Origin of the sequence: Salmonella sp. SG203, assembly GCF_013350575.1 — a bacterium.
Lineage (GTDB): Bacteria > Pseudomonadota > Gammaproteobacteria > Enterobacterales > Enterobacteriaceae > Salmonella > Salmonella enterica.
Map to the genome: position 1 here is coordinate 1 of NZ_SNMT01000018.1, position 19,762 is coordinate 19,762.

Here is a 19,762-nt window from a genome sequence, read left to right on the forward strand (position 1 = left end):
GATACCGCGGTGAAAGCCGTATCAAGTAAGAGATGGTGCATCCGGGAGGATTCGAACCTCCGACCGCTCGGTTCGTAGCCGAGTACTCTATCCAGCTGAGCTACGGATGCATCGGGAAACTTACTTTACTGCAGATTTTGATACCGCGGGAAAGCCGTATCAAGTAAGAGATGGTGCATCCGGGAGGATTCGAACCTCCGACCGCTCGGTTCGTAGCCGAGTACTCTATCCAGCTGAGCTACGGATGCAAATGGCGGTGAGGCGGGGATTCGAACCCCGGATGCAGCTTTTGACCGCATACTCCCTTAGCAGGGGAGCGCCTTCAGCCTCTCGGCCACCTCACCACACGCCTCTTACGAGTGCTTCGAAGAACTTGTTCTGCTCATCGTCGCTGCGTGGCGCACATATTACTTTCTGGGACTTATAAGTCAAACAATTTTTCCAGAGCTTTTATCGTTTGCACACTTCACGCTCAATTAGTCTGTAAAAAAGCCAAAAAGAGTGTTTTATCAACAGATAATTTGATGACACGCTGGCCGCCAAAAGCGCACCATATCAACAGTGAGGTTGAAAAAAGTCATGAAGGGACAACGCGGGCGAGCGAGAAGAGAGGCTGCGTCTCACCCGAAAAGTGAGACGCGAAAACCTTAGTAACTGGACTGCTGGGATTTTTCAGCCTGGATACGCTGGTAGATCTCTTCACGATGGACAGAAACTTCTTTCGGGGCGTTCACGCCAATACGCACCTGGTTGCCCTTCACCCCTAAAACTGTCACGGTGACCTCATCGCCAATCATGAGGGTCTCACCAACTCGACGAGTCAGAATCAGCATTCTTTGCTCCTTGAAAGATTAAAAGAGTCGGGTCTCTCTGTATCCCGGCATTATCCATCATATAACGCCAAAAAGTAAGCGATGACAAACACCTTAGGTGTAAGCAGTCATGGCATTACATTCTGTTAAACCTAAGTTTAGCCGATATACAAAACTTCAACCTGACTTTATCGTTGTCGATAGCGTTGACGTAAACGCCGCAGCATGGGCTGCGGCGCCAACGAACGCTTATAATTATTGCAATTTTGCGCTGACCCAGCCTTGTACACTGGCTAACGCTGCAGGCAGAGCTGCCGCATCCGTACCACCGGCTTGCGCCATGTCCGGACGACCGCCACCCTTACCGCCCACCTGCTGAGCGACCATACCAATCAATTCCCCTGCTTTAACCCGGTCGGTCACATCCTTCGACACGCCCGCAATCAGAGAAACCTTACCTTCAACAACCGTTGCCAGTACGATAACGGTAGACCCCAGTTGATTTTTCAGATCATCAACCATGGTTCGCAGCATTTTCGGCTCAATACCAGCAAGCTCGCTGACCAGGAGCTTCACGCCGTTGAGATCAACCGCTTTACTGGAAAGATTTGCACTCTCCTGCGCTGCGGCCTGGTCCTTCAACTGCTGCAACTCTTTTTCCAGCTGACGCGTACGTTCCAGCACGGCACGCACTTTGTCGCCCAGATTCTGGCTGTCGCCCTTCAGCAGATGCGCAATATCGTTTAAGCGATCGCTTTGCGCATGAACGGTGGCCATAGCGCCTTCACCGGTTACCGCCTCAATACGACGAATGCCCGCTGCGGTGCCGGACTCAGAGATAATACGGAATAGACCGATATCACCGGTACGACTGGCGTGAGTACCGCCGCACAGTTCGGTAGAGAAATCGCCCATGCTCAGAACGCGTACACGTTCGTCGTATTTCTCGCCAAACAGCGCCATGGCCCCTTTCGCCTTCGCCGCGTCGAGATCCATGATGTTCGTTTCAATCGGCAGGTTGCGGCGAATTTGCGCATTCACCAAATCTTCAACCTCACGAATCTCCGACGGCTTCATCGCTTCATTGTGCGAGAAGTCGAAGCGCAGCACTTTATCGCTAACCAGCGAACCTTTCTGCGCAACGTGTGTCCCAAGCACCTGGCGCAACGCCGCGTGCATCAGGTGCGTGGCGGAGTGGTTCAAACGGATACGCGCGCGGCGCGCTTCATCTACGTCAGCCTGTACCGCATCGCCCACTTTCAGAGCGCCCGCAGACAATTTGCCGAGGTGACCAATCGCCTGACCATATTTTTGCGTGTCGTCCACAGCGAAAGTAAATCCAGCGCCTTTCAGCTCGCCTTTATCGCCAACCTGACCGCCTGATTCCGCATAGAATGGGGTCTGATCCAGCACGACAACCGCTTCCTGTCCCGCGTTAATCGCTTCAACCGCTTTACCATCGACAAACAGCGCGGTCACTTTGCCGTTCAGTTCCAGATGGTCATAACCTTTAAATTCAGAAGCGCTATCAACGCGGATCATCGCGTTGTAGTCCGCGCCAAAACCGCTAGCTTCGCGCGCGCGACGGCGTTGCTCTTCCATAGCGGCTTCAAAACCGGCTTCATCGACTTTGATGTTGCGCTCACGGCAGACGTCCGCCGTTAGATCGACCGGGAAACCATAAGTATCATACAGACGGAAAGCGGTTTCGCCATCCAGGGTGTCGCCCTGCAATTTCGCCAGTTCTTCATCCAGCAGCGCCAGACCGCGCTCCAGCGTACGGGCGAACTGCTCTTCTTCCGTTTTCAGAACCTGCTCGACCTGCGCCTGCTGACGTTTCAACTCTTCGCCTGCGGAGCCCATTACCTCAATCAGCGGCCCAACCAGCTTGTAGAAGAAGGTCTCTTTCGCGCCCAGCATGTTGCCGTGACGAACCGCGCGACGAATAATGCGACGCAGCACATAGCCACGGTTTTCATTCGACGGCAGCACGCCATCGGCAACCAGGAATGCGCAAGAACGGATGTGGTCGGCGATAACGCGCAGCGATTTATTACCCAGATCGGTGGCGCCGGTGACTTTCGCTACCGCTTCAATCAACGTGCGGAACAGGTCGATGTCATAGTTAGAGTTAACGTGTTGCAGTACCGCGGCAATACGCTCCAGCCCCATACCGGTATCTACAGACGGTTTCGGCAATGGTTCCATCGTCCCGTCAGCCTGACGGTTGAACTGCATAAAGACGATGTTCCAGATCTCAATATAGCGATCGCCGTCTTCTTCCGGGCTTCCCGGAGGGCCGCCCCAGATGTGGTCGCCATGATCGTAGAAGATTTCGGTGCACGGACCGCAGGGACCGGTATCGCCCATCTGCCAGAAGTTATCCGATGCGTATGGCGCGCCTTTATTGTCGCCGATACGGATGATACGCTCGCGCGGGATGCCGACTTCTTTTTCCCAGATCTCATAGGCTTCGTCGTCGGTTTCATAGACGGTGACCCATAAGCGCTCTTTTGGCAGAGCAAACCAGTTTTCACCGGTCAGTAATTCCCATGCGAACTGAATGGCGTCGTGTTTGAAGTAATCGCCGAAGCTGAAGTTGCCCAGCATTTCGAAGAAAGTATGGTGACGTGCAGTGTATCCGACGTTTTCCAGATCGTTGTGTTTCCCCCCCGCGCGTACGCAACGCTGGGAAGTGGTTGCACGGGAATAATTACGTTTATCGAGCCCAAGGAAAACATCCTTGAACTGGTTCATCCCGGCATTGGTAAACAACAGAGTGGGGTCATTGTTAGGCACCAGGGAACTGCTGGCAACTACCTGATGCCCTTTACTATGGAAAAAGTCGAGAAACGCCTGACGGATCTCAGCGGTGCTCTTGCTCATAATTATCCTGAAATCAAGCTACACTTCATCCTTCAGGCCGCCTCTGCGTTGGCTGCGAGTTTCCCGGTCACGCGTTCCCGAGGCTCACTTGCCGCTTTGATGCGGCTTGAATGATTTTGTGTATTTAAGGAATATTCGTCGCAGACGCTGTTCGCCGTTAAGCAACCCGCGTCCAGACGGAAAAAGTGGGAATAAGATAAGTTTTCTTTACCGGGAAGTAAAATCCCGTATGCGCTCAATCTGCAAAATTTCGCCATATTTGCTGGATATCGTCCATCAGATACCCGCGATAGAGCAAAAAGCGCTGTACCTTAACCTTTTCTGAAAAGTTTGAAGGGAGCGGCTCGCCATATTTGCGAACGGCCTGTTCACGTGCCATTTCACTCCAGTCAATTTCACATTCTCGCATCGCTTTTTCAGTCGATTCACGGGAAATGCCTTTCTGATTCAACTCCTGGCGAATACGCGCCGGGCCATAGCCTTTGCGGCTACGACTGGCGATAAAGCGCATCACGAAACGCTCGTCATCAAGATAGTGATGTTCGTGGCACCAGGCGATCACGCGTTCATAATCGTCTGCCGTCGCATCAATCTCTTCCGGCCCATTTTTGCCCATCACCGGCGCGGAGAGTTTACGCCGTAATTCCTGCTCGCTGTGATCGCGGACAGCAAGAATACGTACCGCACGATCAAGGAGACGAGCATAAGCGGGACGGCGCGATGTGGGTTCACTCATAAAAAACCTTAACAGGGAGAAATGCCAAAAGGGCCGCATAAATGCAGCCCTTGATGGTAATTTAACGTTTTGCTGAATGGCGGCTTCGTTTTGCCCGACCCACAATCACCTGATGATTAAAAATCTTCGTTGGTTTCTGCAACGCCTTCGCTATCGTCAACGGCGAAATCGGGCGTGGCATTCTGATTACTCAACAGTAATTCACGAACCCTTTTCTCGATCTCTTTCGCTGTCGCCGGGTTCTCTTTCAGCCAGGTAGTCGCGTTCGCTTTCCCCTGGCCAATCTTCTCGCCGTTGTAGCTGTACCATGCGCCCGCTTTCTCGATCAGCTTCTCTTTCACGCCCAGGTCAACCAGTTCGCCATAGAAGTTGATGCCTTCGCCGTAGAGGATCTGGAACTCGGCCTGCTTAAACGGCGCGGCGATTTTGTTTTTCACCACTTTCACACGCGTTTCGCTACCCACGACATTATCGCCCTCTTTCACCGCGCCAATACGACGGATATCAAGACGAACAGAGGCGTAGAATTTCAGCGCGTTACCGCCGGTGGTGGTTTCCGGGTTACCGAACATCACGCCAATCTTCATACGGATCTGGTTGATGAAAATCAACAGCGTGTTGGACTGTTTCAGGTTCCCCGCCAGCTTACGCATCGCCTGGCTCATCATACGCGCCGCGAGGCCCATGTGAGAGTCGCCAATTTCGCCTTCGATTTCCGCTTTCGGCGTTAGCGCCGCTACGGAGTCGACCACAATGACGTCCACCGCGCCTGAACGCGCCAGCGCGTCACAGATTTCCAGCGCCTGCTCGCCGGTATCCGGCTGAGAGCAGAGCAGGTTATCGATATCGACGCCCAGCTTGCGTGCGTAAACAGGGTCAAGCGCGTGTTCCGCATCGATAAACGCACAGGTTTTACCTTCACGCTGCGCAGCGGCAATCACCTGCAGCGTCAGGGTCGTTTTACCGGAAGATTCCGGCCCGTAAATTTCGACGATACGCCCCATCGGCAGACCGCCCGCACCGAGTGCGATGTCCAGTGAAAGCGAACCGGTGGAGATAGTTTCCACATCCATAGAACGGTCTTCACCCAGACGCATGATGGAGCCTTTACCAAATTGCTTTTCAATTTGGCCCAGTGCTGCCGCCAACGCTTTCTGTTTGTTTTCGTCGATAGCCATTATTACTCCTGTCATGCAACTTGGTATTGAACCGGATAGTGAATTCGTACTGTTGAAGCAATTATACTGTATGCTCATACAGTATCAAGTGTTTTGTAGAAATTGTTGCCACAGGGTTTGTAGCGCGTACGTCGTCGCCTGTCGACGCACCGATTCACGGTCGCCGCTGAAGCATTCCCGACGCGTAATCCCTTCTCCGCTGACGCTGGCGAAAGCAAACCACACCGTACCAACCGGCTTTTCTTCACTGCCGCCATCCGGCCCGGCAATCCCGCTAATAGCGACAGCAAAATCGGCGCGGGCGGCCTTCAGCGCCCCGATCGCCATTTCGACCACTACGGGTTCGCTGACCGCGCCATGCTGCGCCAGAGTCTCTTCACACACGCCAATCATCTGCGCTTTGGCTTCATTACTATAGGTGACAAAGCCGCGTTCAAACCAGGCGGAACTTCCGGCGATGTCGGTAATGGCTTTCGCCAGCCAGCCGCCGGTACAGGACTCCGCTGTCGTTACGGTCGCCCCGCGAGCTTTTAACGCCAGCCCGACCTGTTCGCTAAGCCGCATCAGTTCACTGTCAGTCATCATGACCTCTGTCAGTTAGAAATCCTGCCGCACAAGATAGCACTTTCTCACCAGAGATGGGGACGAGCTGTCGATTTTACGAGTCGGATTCCGAAAAAATGCCAGCAGGTTATTTATGCAGAATGAAAGAGGTAGCACATGACTAAATAGCAGTTCCATGTCGCTAAATTTACACGTACGGAGAGAAAGCAAGGATGTCACTCAAAAAAACGGAAAGCACACAGCACAAACTGAAACAAACCTGTCAACTACGGCTGTGGTTAATTGTGGGTGGAGTATGTTCATTAGGAATGGGAGTACTGAATATATTGTCGTCAGGCTATTTTGAACCGTATGACGGCGGTCAAATTATCTTAGGCCTGGGATGTCTGGGATATAGTCTGGCACTATCAAAGAAGATATCCCACTTGCAGGCAGAGAATCAGCCCAAAAAGCCATAATAATAGCGGAGGGGGGCTCCCCTCCCTAAGCGTAAATTAGCGCACCCGCGCCAGCGCTACCGCCTGGCCCAGTTGCCAAACCGCCATCGCATAATGTGTGCTGTGGTTATATCGGGTAATTGTGTAGAAGTTCGGCAGGCCGTACCAGTACTGGTAGCCCGTACCGATATCCAGACGCAGCAGGCTGGCTTCCTGATGATTGCCCAACGATTGCTGCGGCGTTAAGCCTGCGGCGGCAAGCTGAGAGAGGCTGTATTTTGTTTTGAAACCATTCGCCAGTCCCGGCGCCTGACCATTCGCCGGCACCGCAACCGTATCGCCTTTCACCCAACCATGCGCCTTGAAGTAGTTCGCTACACTGCCGATGGCATCTACCGGATCCCACAAGTTAATGTGCCCATCGCCATTGAAATCGACCGCATATTCTTTATAGGAAGATGGCATAAACTGGCCGTAGCCCATCGCGCCGGCAAAGGAACCTTTCAGATTGAGCGGATCGTCTTGCTCATCGCGCGCCATGAGCAGGAAGGTTTCCAGCTCGCCGGAGAAATATTCCGCCCGGCGCGGATAGTTAAATGACAGCGTCGCCAGCGCGTCCAGAATCCGCGTTTTCCCCATGATACGTCCCCAGCGGGTTTCCACGCCGATAATCCCCACGATGATTTCCGGCGGTACACCGTATACCTGCCAGGCGCGGTTCAGCGCGTCTTCATACTGATTCCAGAACGCGACGCCGTTTTGCACATTATCCGGCGTAATAAATTGTTTGCGGTAGCGCAACCAGGCGCCATTTGGTCCGGCGGGCGGCTGAGTGGTCGGCGCTTGTCTGTCCATCAGACGCAGAACGTAATCCAGTCTTTTAGACTGCGAGAGGATCTCTTGCAACTGCTGACGGTCGAAACCGTGTTTACTGACCATTTTATCAATGAACTGCTGCGCATTAGGGTTGTTGGCGAAGTCGCCGCCCATTTGCATGACGTTATGCTGCGGCTCAAGCAGGAAGCCGCCGGAAGGCGTGCCCGTCGTCGCTTGAGTCTCGGAAGATTTTGGCGTGCTGCTACAGGCAGCAAGCAATACGCAAAGTGGAAGTAACGCTACATAACGACGCTTGAACATGAGACATCCATTAAACAAATTCAGCCAGGGAGAAGTATGGTAAAGCATCCCCCGCCGCACAAGGAAGCGGCACAAGAGAATAAATCACCTTTCCCCTCTCTCCAGTTTGTATCTGCTCCTCCACTCCCTCAATCTTTCAATTTAAAATATTTTTCTTTTATTTTGCGATCACAATAACACTTTTATATCTTTCAACATGATTACAATGAGCAGGAAGTTAGCAAGAAAACTAAAAACCCTACAGGAGAGAACAATGATCGAAACCATTACACATGGTGCGGAGTGGTTCATCGGGTTATTCCAGAAAGGCGGTGAGGTGTTTACCGGTATGGTGACAGGTATTCTTCCGCTACTGATAAGCCTGCTGGTTATCATGAATGCGCTCATCAATTTTATCGGCCAGCAGCGTATTGAGCGTTTTGCCCAACGCTGCGCCGGAAATCCGCTATCCCGCTACCTGCTTTTACCGTTTATCGGGACATTTGTTTTTTGTAATCCGATGACCCTGAGCCTGGGACGCTTTATGCCGGAGAAGTACAAGCCGAGCTATTACGCGGCGGCCTCCTATAGCTGTCACTCCATGAACGGTCTGTTTCCGCATATCAATCCCGGCGAACTGTTTGTTTATCTGGGTATCGCCAGCGGACTCACCACGTTAGGGCTTCCTCTCGGCCCGCTCGCGGTGAGCTATCTGCTGGTAGGTCTGGTGACGAACTTCTTCCGCGGTTGGGTCACCGATCTCACCACCGCTATTTTTGAGAAAAAAATGGGGATTCAACTTGAGCAGAAAGTTCATCTGACAGGAGCGGTATCATGACACGGGTTCGTATTGAGAAAGGCGCCGGCGGCTGGGGCGGCCCGCTTGAACTGGACGTTACGCCAGGCAAAAAGATCGTCTATATCACAGCCGGTACGCGCCCGGCGATCGTCGACAAACTGGCGCAACTAACAGGCTGGCAAGCGGTGGACGGCTTTAAAGAAGGCGAACCGCCGGAAGCGGAAATCGGCGCGGCCATTATCGACTGCGGCGGTACGCTGCGCTGCGGTATCTATCCGAAACGCCGGATTCCAACCATTAATATTCACTCGACGGGTAAGTCCGGCCCACTGGCGCAGTATATTGTTGAGGATATTTATGTCTCCGGCGTAAAAGAAGAAAACATTACTCTTGTCGGCGAAACGCCTGCCAGTCCCCAGCCTGCCAAAACGACATTAGGACGTGACTACGACACCAGCAAAAAAATCACCGAGCAGAGCGACGGGCTGCTGGCAAAAGTCGGTATGGGAATGGGCTCCGCCGTGGCGGTACTGTTCCAGTCCGGTCGCGACACCATTGATACGGTCCTGAAAACAATCCTGCCGTTTATGGCGTTCGTTTCGGCGCTGATCGGCATCATTATGGCCTCAGGTCTTGGCGACTGGATCGCCCACGGCCTGGCGCCATTAGCCAGCCATCCACTGGGGCTGGTGACGCTGGCATTGATCTGCTCTTTCCCGCTGCTGTCGCCCTTTCTCGGCCCTGGCGCGGTTATCGCTCAGGTCATTGGCGTCCTGATCGGCGTTCAGATAGGCCTGGGCAATATCCCCCCGCATCTGGCGCTTCCCGCCCTGTTCGCGATTAACGCGCAGGCGGCCTGCGACTTTATCCCGGTCGGCCTGTCACTGGCGGAAGCGAAACAAGACACCGTTCGCGTCGGCGTACCTTCCGTGCTGGTCGGACGCTTCCTGACTGGCGCGCCCACGGTACTTATCGCCTGGTTTGTTTCCGGCTTTATCTATCAATAAGAGGTTCAGACATGAGCGTGATTTATCAAACCACCATCACCCGTATCGGCCAGAGCGCGAAGGAGGCGCTCGGCGAACAGATGCTGATTACGTTTCGGGAAGGCGCGCCGGCGGATATCGAAGAATTTTGCTTCATCCATTGTCATGGCGAACTGACCGGCGCGCTGCAGCCTGGCGCGCGGTGTGAACTGGGCCAACATTGCTATCCGGTCACGGCGGTCGGCAGCGTAGCCGAGCAAAACCTGCGTGAACTGGGGCATATCACTTTGCGCTTCGATGGTCTGCGCGAAGCAGAATTTCCCGGCACCGTACACGTTGCGGGGCCTGTACCGGACGATATCGCGCCGGGCTGTATTTTGACGTTTGTCGCTTAAGGAGAAAAAACATGAATCAAGTTGCCGTTGTCATTGGCGGAGGCCAGACCCTGGGGGCATTCCTTTGCCGTGGGCTTGCAGAAGAAGGATACCGCGTGGCGGTCGTTGATATTCAAAGCGATAAAGCCGCGAATGTCGCCCAGGAAATTAACGCCGATTTTGGCGAAGGTATGGCCTACGGTTTTGGCGCCGACGCCACCAGCGAGCAGAGCGTGCTGGCGCTTTCCCGCGGCGTAGACGAGATTTTCGGGCGCGTCGATCTGCTGGTTTACAGCGCGGGTATCGCCAAAGCGGCGTTTATCAGCGATTTCCAGTTGGGCGATTTTGACCGCTCGCTACAGGTGAATCTGGTGGGCTATTTCCTCTGCGCCCGTGAGTTTTCCCGCCTGATGATCCGCGACGGCATTCAGGGGCGCATTATTCAGATTAACTCTAAATCCGGCAAAGTGGGCAGTAAACACAACTCCGGCTACAGCGCGGCGAAATTCGGCGGCGTGGGGTTAACCCAGTCTCTGGCGCTGGATCTGGCGGAATACGGCATTACCGTACACTCGTTGATGCTCGGCAACCTGTTGAAATCGCCGATGTTCCAGTCACTGCTGCCGCAATACGCCACTAAACTGGGCATTAAGCCCGACGAGGTGGAGCAGTATTACATTGATAAGGTACCGCTCAAACGCGGGTGTGATTATCAGGATGTGCTGAACATGCTGCTATTTTATGCCAGCCCGAAAGCGTCTTATTGCACCGGGCAGTCGATCAACGTAACCGGCGGTCAAGTGATGTTCTGACCGTGAATTGCCGGATGGCGCCGTAAGCCGGATAAGACGGTTACGCCGCCATCAGGCAAAACAACAGGAGCACATTATGGTTTCCACTCTGATTACCGTCGCCGTTATCGCCTGGTGTGCGCAGCTGGCGCTGGGCGGCTGGCAGATTTCCCGCTTTAATCGGGCCTTCGATAAACTTAGCCAACAGGGGCGGGTCGGCGTCGGGCGCTCCGGCGGGCGTTTTAAGCCCCGGGTGGTGGTTGCCGTGGCGCTGGACGAACAGCAGCGGGTGACGGACACTTTATTGATGAAAGGCCTTACGGTATTCGCCAGACCGGTTAAAATTGCCGCAATGCAAGGAAAACATTTGCATGAATTACAGCCTGATGTGATCTTTCCCCATGATTCGCTCGCGCAGAATGCACTATCATTGGCGCTTAAACTGAAACATGGGTAATTTCGTTGTGAATGCGTATAGCTTGCGAAATTATCATTTTGCAACCAATACCCTAAATAATTCGAGTTGCAGGAAGGCGGCGACGCAGTGAATCCCAGGAGCGTACATCAGTACGTGACCGGGGTAAGCGAGGAAAGCCAACGCACATGCAGCGTGAAGTATGACGGGTAAATACATAAGTCAGGGTAATCACGCCTATGAAACCTCGTCAGCGTCAGGCCGCGATTCTGGAGCACCTGCAAAAACAGGGAAAATGCTCGGTTGAAGAACTGGCCCAGTACTTTGACACGACAGGCACCACTATCCGTAAAGATCTGGTCATTCTGGAAAATGCCGGAACCGTCATCCGCACCTATGGCGGCGTGGTGTTGAATAAAGAAGAGTCCGATCCGCCTATTGATCACAAAACGCTTATCAACACCCACAAAAAAGCGCTGATAGCCGCAGCCGCTGTGAAATATATCCATGATGGCGATTCCATTATTCTGGACGCCGGAAGTACCGTGTTACAGATGGTGCCGTTGCTTTCGCGTTTTAGCAACATCACGGTGATGACCAACAGCCTCCATATTGTTAACGCGCTATCGGAACTGGACAACGAGCAAACTATCCTGATGCCCGGCGGCACCTTCCGTAAAAAATCGGCGTCGTTTCACGGTCAACTGGCGGAAAACGCCTTTGAGCAATTCAGCTTTGATAAACTATTCATGGGAACTGACGGTATTGACCTGAATGTCGGTGTGACCACGTTCAATGAGGTTTACACCGTCAGTAACGCAATGTGCAATGCAGCACGCGAGGTGATTCTGATGGCGGACTCCTCAAAATTTGGTCGTAAAAGCCCCAATGTGGTGTGCAGTCTGGAAACCGTCGACAAACTGATCACGGACGCGGGGATCGATCCGGCATTTCGTCAGGCGCTGGAAGCAAAAGGGATTGAAGTAATCATAACCGGAGAAAGCAATGAGTGATGCACTACTAAACGCGGGCCGTCAGACCTTAATGCTGGAGCTACAGGAAGCCAGCCGTCTGCCGGAGCGTCTGGGCGATGATTTTGTCCGCGCCGCCAATATCATTATTCACTGTGAAGGCAAAGTGATCGTTTCCGGTATTGGTAAATCAGGTCATATTGGTAAAAAAATCGCCGCGACGCTTGCCAGTACCGGTACTCCCGCTTTTTTTGTTCATCCGGCGGAAGCACTGCATGGCGATCTGGGGATGATTGAAAGCCGCGACGTGATGTTATTTATCTCCTATTCCGGCGGTGCAAAAGAACTCGACCTCATCATCCCGCGTCTGGAAGATAAATCCGTCGCGCTGCTGGCGATGACCGGTAAACCTCACTCTCCGCTGGGGCGAGCGGCAAAAGCCGTTCTGGATATTTCCGTCGAGCGTGAAGCCTGCCCGATGCATCTGGCGCCGACGTCCAGTACCGTCAATACGCTGATGATGGGCGATGCGCTGGCGATGGCGGTCATGCAGGCGCGCGGTTTTAACGAAGAAGATTTCGCCCGTTCGCATCCGGCTGGCGCACTGGGCGCGCGTTTGCTCAATAATGTGCATCACCTGATGCGCCAGGGCGATGCAATACCGCAGGTAATGCTCGCCACCAGCGTGATGGATGCCATGCTGGAACTTAGCCGTACCGGGCTGGGGCTGGTGGCGGTTTGCGATGAGCAACATGTTGTGAAAGGCGTCTTTACCGACGGCGACCTGCGTCGCTGGCTGGTGGGCGGCGGCGCGCTCACCACGCCGGTAAGCGAAGCCATGACGCCCAACGGTATTACGCTCCAGGCGCAAAGCCGCGCCATTGACGCCAAAGAGCTCCTGATGAAACGCAAAATTACCGCCGCGCCGGTGGTCGATGAAAACGGCAAACTCACCGGCGCCATTAACCTGCAGGATTTCTACCAGGCGGGGATTATCTAATCCTTCAGTCCCAGACGCTTCGCCAGCCGATGCAGGTTGGCGACGTCGGTTTCCAGCGCCCGCGCACTGGCCGCCCAGTTGTGATTATTTTGCGCCAGCGCCTGGCGAATCATCTCTCGCTGGAAGTTCTCCGTCGATTCGCGCAAATTGCGGCAGGCCGGCAACGCCAGAAAGCTTTCCGCAGACGGCGCGGGTAAAACGTCCTCTGACAAGGCAAAATGCTGCTCCTCCAGTACCACCTCATCCCCTGCCCGGGTCGCTCTCGCCAGCACAACCGCACGGTGAATGGCATGTTCCAGCTCCCGGACATTGCCCGGCCAGCCATAGTTGAGTAAATGGCGACGTGCGCCGGGACTCAGTACCACGCGGGACAGCCCCAGCCGCAGCCGGCACTGCTCGCAAAAATAGCCCGCCAGCAGCACCACATCATCGCCGCGCTCGCGCAGCGGCGGCACAAAGAGCGGGAAAACGCTCAGGCGATGGAACAGATCGGCGCGAAAACGCCCCGTCAGCACCTCTTCACGCAGGTCACGGTTGGTCGCCGCCAACACCCGCACATCCACGCGCAGGCTACGATCGTCGCCGACGCGCTGAATATCGCCATACTGCAACACGCGAAGTAGCTTGGCCTGTAGCGCCAGCGACAGTTCGCCAATCTCATCCAGAAACAGCGTGCCGTTATCCGCCATTTCAAACTTACCGCTACGATTACTGATAGCCCCGGTAAAAGCCCCTTTTACATGACCAAACAACTCGCTCTCCGCCACGCTTTCCGGCAGCGCGGCGCAGTTGAGATAGACCAGCGGATTGACCGCTCTGGGAGAGCCCTGGTGAATGGCTTTCGCCACCAGCTCTTTACCAGTCCCCGTTTCACCGCCGATCAGCACGTTAAGATCGGAGCCCGCCACAATCTCGATCTCTTTTTTCAACTGCGTCATCGCCGGCGACAGGCCGATCATGTGCGTCTCTTTTATCGGTTCAAACACGCCTGACGACCCGGGCAGTATGTTCTGGCTTTCCAGTTGTTCAATTAACAGCGCATTGCTCAATGCCCCGGCGGCCAGCGCGGCGACAAGCCGCAGCTCTTCATCGCTAAATACCTCGAACTGCTCCGGCGTCATAGCATCAAGGGTCAGCGCACCGATGAGGTTCTGTCCGGCAAACAGCGGCAGACCAACACAGGCGTGGACTTTCAGGCTTTCCTGTCCGGGAATTAACCCGTCATACGGATCGGGTAAATCGCTATCGGCCGGAAAACGCACCACGTCCCCCGCGCGGGCGATGGCTTCCAGGCGCGGATGCCCTTCCAGGGTAAAACGTCTGCCGAGGACGTCCTGCGCCAGGCCATCAATCGCCAGTGGAATAAATTGTCGTGATTCATAACGCAACAGCGCCGAGGCGTCGCACGCCAGCACCTGACGCAGCGTAGTAATCAGTCGCTGAAAACGATCCTGATGCCCAATGCCGCGTTGTAACTCAATGGCGATGCCCGCCAATACCTCCACGGAAAAACTCATGGTTACCTCATTGTCATTTTGACAACCTATAGTGTCATATTGACAGCATCATTTATAGTCTTTTTGACTACATCAAAAACACAAAACAAATATAACTCAATACAAATCAATAAGATGAAAAGTTGGCACACTAGCTGCAATAAGCAAAACAACTTTTTGTAAACGTTGAATGAATTGAGGTGGTTATGTCTATTCTGGTTAAAAATAATATTCATTGGGTTGGCCAGCGCGACTGGGAAGTACGTGATTTTCACGGAACCGAATACAAAACGCTGCGCGGCAGCAGCTATAACAGCTATCTCATTCGTGAAGAAAAGAATGTGCTGATCGATACCGTCGATCATAAGTTTAGCCGTGAGTTTGTGCAAAATCTGCGCAGTGAAATCGACCTCGCGGATATCGACTACATCATCATTAACCATGCCGAAGAAGACCATGCAGGCGCGCTGACCGAACTGATGGCGCAGATCCCGGACACGCCTATCTACTGTACCGCCAACGCCATTGACTCTATCAACGGCCATCACCATCACCCGGAATGGAATTTTAAGGTGGTGAAAACCGGCGATACGCTGGATATCGGCAACGGCAAGCAGTTGATCTTCGTGGAAACGCCGATGCTGCACTGGCCGGACAGCATGATGACCTATATGACCGGCGACGCGGTGTTATTCAGCAACGACGCCTTTGGTCAGCACTACTGCGACGAGCGCCTGTTCAATGATGAAGTGGACCAAACCGAACTGTTTGAACAATGCCAGCGCTACTACGCCAATATCCTGACGCCGTTCAGCCGTCTGGTAACGCCAAAAATTACCGAAATCCTCGGCTTCAACCTGCCGGTGGATATGATTGCCACCTCACACGGCGTGGTATGGCGCGACAACCCAACGCAAATCGTGGAACTGTATCTGAAATGGGCGGCAGATTATCAGGAAGATCGTATCACTATTTTCTACGATACCATGTCGAACAATACTCGCATGATGGCGGATGCCATCGCACAGGGTATCAATGAAGTGGACCCCAACGTGGCGGTCAAAATCTTTAACGTCGCCCGCAGCGATAAAAATGAAATATTGACCAACGTCTTCCGTTCGAAAGGCGTGCTGGTCGGCACTTCTACCATGAACAACGTGATGATGCCGAAAATCGCTGGTCTGGTGGAAGAGATGACCGGCCTGCGCTTTCGCAACAAACGCGCCAGCGCCTTCGGTTCTCATGGCTGGAGCGGCGGCGCGGTGGATCGACTGTCCACGCGCTTACAGGATGCCGGTTTTGAAATGTCCCTGAGTCTGAAAGCGAAATGGCGTCCGGATCTGGATGCGCTGGAGTTGTGCCGTCAGCATGGTCGCGACATCGCGCGTCAGTGGGCGCTTGCTCCGCTGCCGGAAACCACACAGAAAACCGCGCCAGTCGAAGAAACCACAACCTGCGCCGCCGCAGACCTCGGCCCCAAAATGCAATGCAGCGTATGCCAGTGGATTTACGACCCTGCGCTGGGCGAGCCGTTGCAGGATGTCGCGCCGGGTACGCCGTGGAGCGACGTGCTGGATAACTTCCTGTGCCCGGAATGTTCATTAGGTAAAGACGTGTTCGACGTACTGGCGACGGAGGCAAAATGAGTCGGGGGATCATCATTATTGGGTCGGGCTTCGCCGCCCGCCAGCTCGTCAAAAATATTCGTAAACAAGATGCGCATGTGCCGTTAACCCTGATTGCGGCGGACAGCATGGATGAGTACAACAAGCCCGATCTCAGCCACGTTATCAGCCAGTCGCAGCGCGCCGATGATCTCACCCGCCAGTTAGCGGGGGAATTTGCTGAACAGTTTAATCTGCGACTGTTCCCGCATACCTGGGTTGCTGACATTGATGCCGATGCCCATGTGGTGAAAAGTCAGGATAAGCAGTGGCAGTACGACAAGCTGGTACTGGCGACCGGAGCGACAGCCTTTGTGCCGCCGATTGCAGGACGTGAGTTAATGCTTACTTTGAATAGCCAGCAGGAGTACCGCGCCTGTGAGACACAACTGCGCGACGCGCAGCGAGTGCTGATTGTCGGCGGCGGTCTCATTGGCAGTGAATTAGCGATGGATTTCTGCCGCGCCGGGAAAACGGTAACGCTGATGGATAACGCCGCCAGCCTTCTCGCCTCACTGATGCCACCGGAAGTGAGCAGTCGCTTACAGCATCACCTGACCGATATGGGGGTGCATCTGCTGCTGAAATCGCAGTTGCAAAAACTGGAGAAAACCGAAGCCGGTATCCGCGCTACGCTGGTAAGCCAGCATAGTATTGAGGTCGATGCGGTGATTGCCGCCACCGGCTTACGCCCGGAAACCGCTCTGGCGCGCCGCGCCGGAGTAGCCGTCAACCGCGGCGTCTGCGTGGATAGCTATCTACAGACCAGTCACCCGGATATTTATGCGATCGGCGATTGCGCGGAGATCAACGGTCAGGTGCTGCCCTTCCTGCAACCGATCCAGTTAAGCGCGATGTACCTGGCGAAAAATCTGCTCGGCGGCAACGCGCCGCTGAAGCTACCGGCGATGCTGGTCAAAGTCAAAACGCCGGAACTGCCGCTGCATCTGGCGGGAGAAACTCAGCGCCGCGATTTGAGCTGGCATATTACCGCAGAATCTGACGGTATGATTGCCAAAGGCATGAGCGGAGAAGGCCAACTACGCGCCTTTGTGGTGAGTGAAGACCGCATGAAAGAGGCCTTTGCACTGCTGAAAACGTTGTCGGTATAAGCCTGTGATGCCGGATGGCGCCGCTTCGCGTCTTATCCGGCCTACGAGTGAGCATCTGGGCCGGATAAGGCGCAGCCGCCATACGGTACCCTACACTTCACTTAACGCTCGCGCTGCGGCAATCACGCCCTGTCCAAACGACAGCCCGCCGTCGCCCGCTGGTAACCGCTGCGGAAATAACAATTTAAAATCAGAAAGATAAAAGGCAAGACGCGCGCGAAGTAAGCGGTTGTGTATCACCCCGCCGCTGAAGACCAGAGTGGTTATCCCCCGCGCCGTAGCCTGCTGGCGCATTAGCGTGGCAAACCCGCACGCCAGCGCATCATGAAAAGCCCAGGCGCGTTGCGCGGGCGTGGCCTGCCAGTTCAACCATTGCCGCCAGAAAACAGCGACGTCCAGTTGAGCGCCGTTAAGCGGCATCGTTACCGGATGCTCAACGTTAGCGCATTGAGAGGCCAGCGCCTCCAGCGCGCAGGCGGCCTCGCCCTCATAGCTAAGCGATGCTGGCGCGCAGCGAAGCGCGGCAGCCACCGCGTCAAACAACCGCCCGCAGGAAGACGCCAATGGGGCATTGACGCCGCGCTCAATGGCGCGCGCCAGGACATTCCAGTTTTGCTGTTGCAGCCCCGCTGTCTCCGGATAATCCTGCCAGTCCGGCACAAAGCGCAGGCACTGCGCCAACAGATTACGCCACGGATGTTTGGCAGCCAGATCGCCTCCCGGCAGCGCCACGGCGGGTAAACCGCCTAAATGTTCGCACTCGCGATAATTGACCCGCAAACATTCTCCGCCCCATAGCGCGCCATTCTCACCCATGCCGATACCGTCTACCGTCAGGGCAATCACCTCTCCACCGTCCAGCGGCCAACCATGCTCGGCCAGGCAAGCCGCCGCATGGGCATGATGGTGTAACACCGTCTCTGTCGGCAGACGCATCTCACTGGCCCACTGACTGGAAACATAGCCCGGATGCGCATCACAGACGATACGCTCTGGGGTAAAATCGTAGATTGACTGGATCAAACGCAATGCCTCGCGCCACTGCGCCTGGATACCGTCATCGCTGAGATCGCCTAAATGCTGGCTGACAACTGCCTGTTCGCCGCGTACCAGACAGAACGTGTTTTTCAGATCCGCGCCCAGACAAAGTATCGGCGGCACATCGCGAAATCCGGGCGGCAACGCAATCGCGTCCGGCACGTATCCCCGCGAACGACGCAGCATTTCGCCGCTGTCGCGCACGACAGAGTCGTCCATGCGCTGTACAATGTCGCGATTGTGCAACAGAAAACCATCGGCAATATCGTGTAAATCGTCCAGCGCCTGTTCGTTGGTGATGGCGGGCGGTTTGCCGCTCAGGTTGCCGGATGTCATCACCAGCGGGTAATTGAGCGCCTGCAACAAGAGATGTTGCAATGGGTTGGCTGGCAGCATCACACCCACTTCCGTAAGTCCTGGCGCGATGCCCTCACTCAGCGAAGGTACATACTGCTTATCCACCAGCACAATCGGGGCCGCTGGCGTGGTCAGCAGCGAACGCGCCGCGCTCGGCAGCGTTTGCGCCGTGGGCAACATCACCGCCAATGGTTTCGCCGGGCGATGTTTACGCGCCCGCAGCATCGCCACTGCGTCATCGTTGCGCGCGTCGCAGGCCAGATGAAAACCACCCAGCCCTTTAACGGCAATAATGCCTCCGGCGTTCAGTTGGGCGACCGCCGCCTGCAAAGCCGCCTCTTTTTCCGCTCGCTCATGTTGGCTCCGCCACTCAAGATGCGGCCCGCATGACGGACAGGCAACGGGCTGGGCATGAAAACGGCGATCGTACGGATCGCGGTATTCGCTGTCGCATTCCGGACACAAGGGAAACGCCGCCATCACCGTAAATGGCCGGTCATAGGGCATAGCGCGAATAATGGTGAAGCGTGGTCCGCAGTGGGTGCAATTGATGAAAGGATAACGGTAGCGCCGCTCGCCTGGGGTATTCATCTCAGCAAGACATGCCGGACAGGTCGCCGCATCCGGCACGATTTGCGTGTTCATCGCACCGCCTGCGCTCTGACGAATAGCGAAATCCGTCGGCGCGCGCTCCCATACCAACGACGCGTGTTCAACGCTGTCAATGCGCGCCAGCGGCGGGCAATCCTGATAGAGCGCGGCAATAAATTGCGACGGTTCTTCCAGCAGCCGAACGACGACGCCGTCGCCGTCATTACACACGTCGCCGTGTAATCGCAACTGCTGCGCCAGCTGCCAGACAAAAGGACGAAAACCGACGCCCTGTACTTTGCCCCGAATGCGTAGCTGTACGCCGGAAGGTGTGTCTATCGCCATCTTATTTTCCCGCATCATCGAACCCGGATGCCTGATGGCGCGACGCTTATCAGGCCTACAACCGCACGGACCGTAGACCGGATAAGGCATTGAT

General features: G+C 54.9%; 18 protein-coding genes and 3 tRNA genes. 10 read left to right on the top strand and 11 right to left on the bottom strand.

Annotated features, from left to right (window positions below; genetic code table 11):
- Positions 1–33: 33 nt before the first annotated feature.
- The 8 genes from HV477_RS20445 to pncC form a co-directional block, all read right to left on the bottom strand.
- Positions 34–110, bottom strand: a tRNA-Arg gene (locus HV477_RS20445).
- Positions 111–171: 61 nt separating this feature from the next.
- Positions 172–248, bottom strand: a tRNA-Arg gene (locus tag HV477_RS20450).
- 3 nt (positions 249–251) lie between these two features.
- A tRNA-Ser gene (locus HV477_RS20455) sits at positions 252–344 on the bottom strand.
- Positions 345–647: 303 nt separating this feature from the next.
- Positions 648–833, bottom strand: coding sequence for a carbon storage regulator CsrA (csrA, locus tag HV477_RS20460; protein WP_000906486.1), 186 nt, complete (start codon positions 831–833; stop codon positions 648–650).
- 234 nt (positions 834–1,067) lie between these two features.
- Positions 1,068–3,698, bottom strand: a complete 2,631-nt coding sequence (gene alaS / locus HV477_RS20465) for an alanine--tRNA ligase (RefSeq protein WP_000047224.1) — start codon at positions 3,696–3,698, stop codon at positions 1,068–1,070.
- Positions 3,699–3,933: 235 nt separating this feature from the next.
- Positions 3,934–4,434 carry a recombination regulator RecX gene (gene recX, locus HV477_RS20470; RefSeq protein ID WP_001294863.1) on the bottom strand — a complete coding sequence of 167 codons (501 nt, stop codon included), beginning with the start codon at positions 4,432–4,434 and terminating at the stop codon, positions 3,934–3,936.
- Positions 4,435–4,550: 116 nt separating this feature from the next.
- Complete coding sequence (gene recA, locus HV477_RS20475) at positions 4,551–5,612, bottom strand: recombinase RecA (protein WP_000963150.1); 1,062 nt, start codon at positions 5,610–5,612, stop codon at positions 4,551–4,553.
- 84 nt (positions 5,613–5,696) lie between these two features.
- On the bottom strand, positions 5,697–6,194 hold the full coding sequence (gene pncC, locus HV477_RS20480) for a nicotinamide-nucleotide amidase (protein ID WP_023257195.1): 498 nt from the start codon (positions 6,192–6,194) through the stop codon (positions 5,697–5,699).
- Between the two features lie 194 nt (positions 6,195–6,388).
- Between pncC and HV477_RS28520 the strand changes: the two genes are divergently transcribed.
- Positions 6,389–6,634, top strand: a complete 246-nt coding sequence (locus HV477_RS28520) for a hypothetical protein (RefSeq protein ID WP_001519391.1) — start codon at positions 6,389–6,391, stop codon at positions 6,632–6,634.
- Positions 6,635–6,670: 36 nt separating this feature from the next.
- Here HV477_RS28520 and mltB read toward each other — a convergent pair whose 3' ends face one another.
- Positions 6,671–7,750 carry a lytic murein transglycosylase B gene (gene mltB, locus HV477_RS20485; RefSeq protein ID WP_000476822.1) on the bottom strand — a complete coding sequence of 360 codons (1,080 nt, stop codon included), beginning with the start codon at positions 7,748–7,750 and terminating at the stop codon, positions 6,671–6,673.
- 253 nt (positions 7,751–8,003) lie between these two features.
- Between mltB and srlA the strand changes: the two genes are divergently transcribed.
- From srlA to gutQ, 7 genes are all read left to right on the top strand, one after another.
- Positions 8,004–8,567 (top strand): PTS glucitol/sorbitol transporter subunit IIC, encoded by a 564-nt coding sequence (gene srlA / locus HV477_RS20490; RefSeq protein ID WP_000573335.1) that lies wholly within the window; start codon positions 8,004–8,006, stop codon positions 8,565–8,567.
- Entirely contained in the window at positions 8,564–9,535 is a 972-nt protein-coding gene (locus HV477_RS20495; RefSeq protein WP_000199039.1) for a PTS glucitol/sorbitol transporter subunit IIB, read from the top strand. The genes srlA and HV477_RS20495 overlap by 4 nt, the downstream gene beginning before the upstream one ends.
- An 11-nt stretch (positions 9,536–9,546) precedes the next feature.
- Positions 9,547–9,909 carry a PTS glucitol/sorbitol transporter subunit IIA gene (srlB, locus tag HV477_RS20500; RefSeq protein WP_000111553.1) on the top strand — a complete coding sequence of 121 codons (363 nt, stop codon included), beginning with the start codon at positions 9,547–9,549 and terminating at the stop codon, positions 9,907–9,909.
- Between the two features lie 11 nt (positions 9,910–9,920).
- Positions 9,921–10,700 carry a sorbitol-6-phosphate dehydrogenase gene (gene srlD, locus HV477_RS20505; protein ID WP_001077372.1) on the top strand — a complete coding sequence of 260 codons (780 nt, stop codon included), beginning with the start codon at positions 9,921–9,923 and terminating at the stop codon, positions 10,698–10,700.
- A gap of 76 nt (positions 10,701–10,776) precedes the next feature.
- Entirely contained in the window at positions 10,777–11,136 is a 360-nt protein-coding gene (gene gutM / locus HV477_RS20510; RefSeq protein ID WP_000255198.1) for a transcriptional regulator GutM, read from the top strand.
- A gap of 197 nt (positions 11,137–11,333) precedes the next feature.
- Positions 11,334–12,107 (top strand): glucitol operon DNA-binding transcriptional repressor SrlR, encoded by a 774-nt coding sequence (gene srlR, locus HV477_RS20515; protein WP_000804536.1) that lies wholly within the window; start codon positions 11,334–11,336, stop codon positions 12,105–12,107.
- Complete coding sequence (gene gutQ / locus HV477_RS20520; RefSeq protein WP_001278206.1) at positions 12,100–13,065, top strand: arabinose-5-phosphate isomerase GutQ; 966 nt, start codon at positions 12,100–12,102, stop codon at positions 13,063–13,065. Before srlR ends, gutQ begins: the two co-directional genes overlap by 8 nt.
- Here gutQ and norR read toward each other — a convergent pair.
- Complete coding sequence (gene norR / locus HV477_RS20525) at positions 13,062–14,582, bottom strand: nitric oxide reductase transcriptional regulator NorR (RefSeq protein ID WP_079899033.1); 1,521 nt, start codon at positions 14,580–14,582, stop codon at positions 13,062–13,064. The two genes, gutQ and norR, sit on opposite strands and share 4 nt — an antisense overlap.
- A gap of 185 nt (positions 14,583–14,767) precedes the next feature.
- Between norR and norV the strand changes: the two genes are divergently transcribed.
- Together norV and norW are read left to right on the top strand one after the other, a co-directional pair.
- The gene (norV, locus tag HV477_RS20530; protein ID WP_058107534.1) at positions 14,768–16,207 is read left to right on the top strand and encodes an anaerobic nitric oxide reductase flavorubredoxin; all 1,440 of its coding nucleotides are present in this window, start codon (positions 14,768–14,770) and stop codon (positions 16,205–16,207) included.
- A complete protein-coding gene (gene norW / locus HV477_RS20535) occupies positions 16,204–17,337 on the top strand; it encodes an NADH:flavorubredoxin reductase NorW (protein ID WP_058107533.1) in 1,134 nt (377 codons plus the stop codon). The genes norV and norW overlap by 4 nt, the downstream gene beginning before the upstream one ends.
- Positions 17,338–17,427: 90 nt before the next feature.
- On the opposite strand, the gene hypF is transcribed toward norW, so the two are convergent.
- The gene (gene hypF / locus HV477_RS20540) at positions 17,428–19,668 is read right to left on the bottom strand and encodes a carbamoyltransferase HypF (protein WP_079899047.1); all 2,241 of its coding nucleotides are present in this window, start codon (positions 19,666–19,668) and stop codon (positions 17,428–17,430) included.
- Positions 19,669–19,762: the final 94 nt, after the last annotated feature.

Bases quoted from the DNA above. Each gene is read 5' to 3' on its own strand.
- csrA (WP_000906486.1), bottom strand. From the start codon at position 833: ATGCTGATTCTGACTCGTCGAGTTGGTGAGACCCTCATGATTGGCGAT.
- alaS (WP_000047224.1), bottom strand. From the start codon at position 3,698: ATGAGCAAGAGCACCGCTGAGATCCGTCAGGCGTTTCTCGACTTTTTC.
- recX (WP_001294863.1), bottom strand. From the start codon at position 4,434: ATGAGTGAACCCACATCGCGCCGTCCCGCTTATGCTCGTCTCCTTGAT.
- recA (WP_000963150.1), bottom strand. From the start codon at position 5,612: ATGGCTATCGACGAAAACAAACAGAAAGCGTTGGCGGCAGCACTGGGC.
- pncC (WP_023257195.1), bottom strand. From the start codon at position 6,194: ATGACTGACAGTGAACTGATGCGGCTTAGCGAACAGGTCGGGCTGGCG.
- HV477_RS28520 (WP_001519391.1), top strand. From the start codon at position 6,389: ATGTCACTCAAAAAAACGGAAAGCACACAGCACAAACTGAAACAAACC.
- mltB (WP_000476822.1), bottom strand. From the start codon at position 7,750: ATGTTCAAGCGTCGTTATGTAGCGTTACTTCCACTTTGCGTATTGCTT.
- srlA (WP_000573335.1), top strand. From the start codon at position 8,004: ATGATCGAAACCATTACACATGGTGCGGAGTGGTTCATCGGGTTATTC.
- HV477_RS20495 (WP_000199039.1), top strand. From the start codon at position 8,564: ATGACACGGGTTCGTATTGAGAAAGGCGCCGGCGGCTGGGGCGGCCCG.
- srlB (WP_000111553.1), top strand. From the start codon at position 9,547: ATGAGCGTGATTTATCAAACCACCATCACCCGTATCGGCCAGAGCGCG.
- srlD (WP_001077372.1), top strand. From the start codon at position 9,921: ATGAATCAAGTTGCCGTTGTCATTGGCGGAGGCCAGACCCTGGGGGCA.
- gutM (WP_000255198.1), top strand. From the start codon at position 10,777: ATGGTTTCCACTCTGATTACCGTCGCCGTTATCGCCTGGTGTGCGCAG.
- srlR (WP_000804536.1), top strand. From the start codon at position 11,334: ATGAAACCTCGTCAGCGTCAGGCCGCGATTCTGGAGCACCTGCAAAAA.
- gutQ (WP_001278206.1), top strand. From the start codon at position 12,100: ATGAGTGATGCACTACTAAACGCGGGCCGTCAGACCTTAATGCTGGAG.
- norR (WP_079899033.1), bottom strand. From the start codon at position 14,582: ATGAGTTTTTCCGTGGAGGTATTGGCGGGCATCGCCATTGAGTTACAA.
- norV (WP_058107534.1), top strand. From the start codon at position 14,768: ATGTCTATTCTGGTTAAAAATAATATTCATTGGGTTGGCCAGCGCGAC.
- norW (WP_058107533.1), top strand. From the start codon at position 16,204: ATGAGTCGGGGGATCATCATTATTGGGTCGGGCTTCGCCGCCCGCCAG.
- hypF (WP_079899047.1), bottom strand. From the start codon at position 19,668: ATGGCGATAGACACACCTTCCGGCGTACAGCTACGCATTCGGGGCAAA.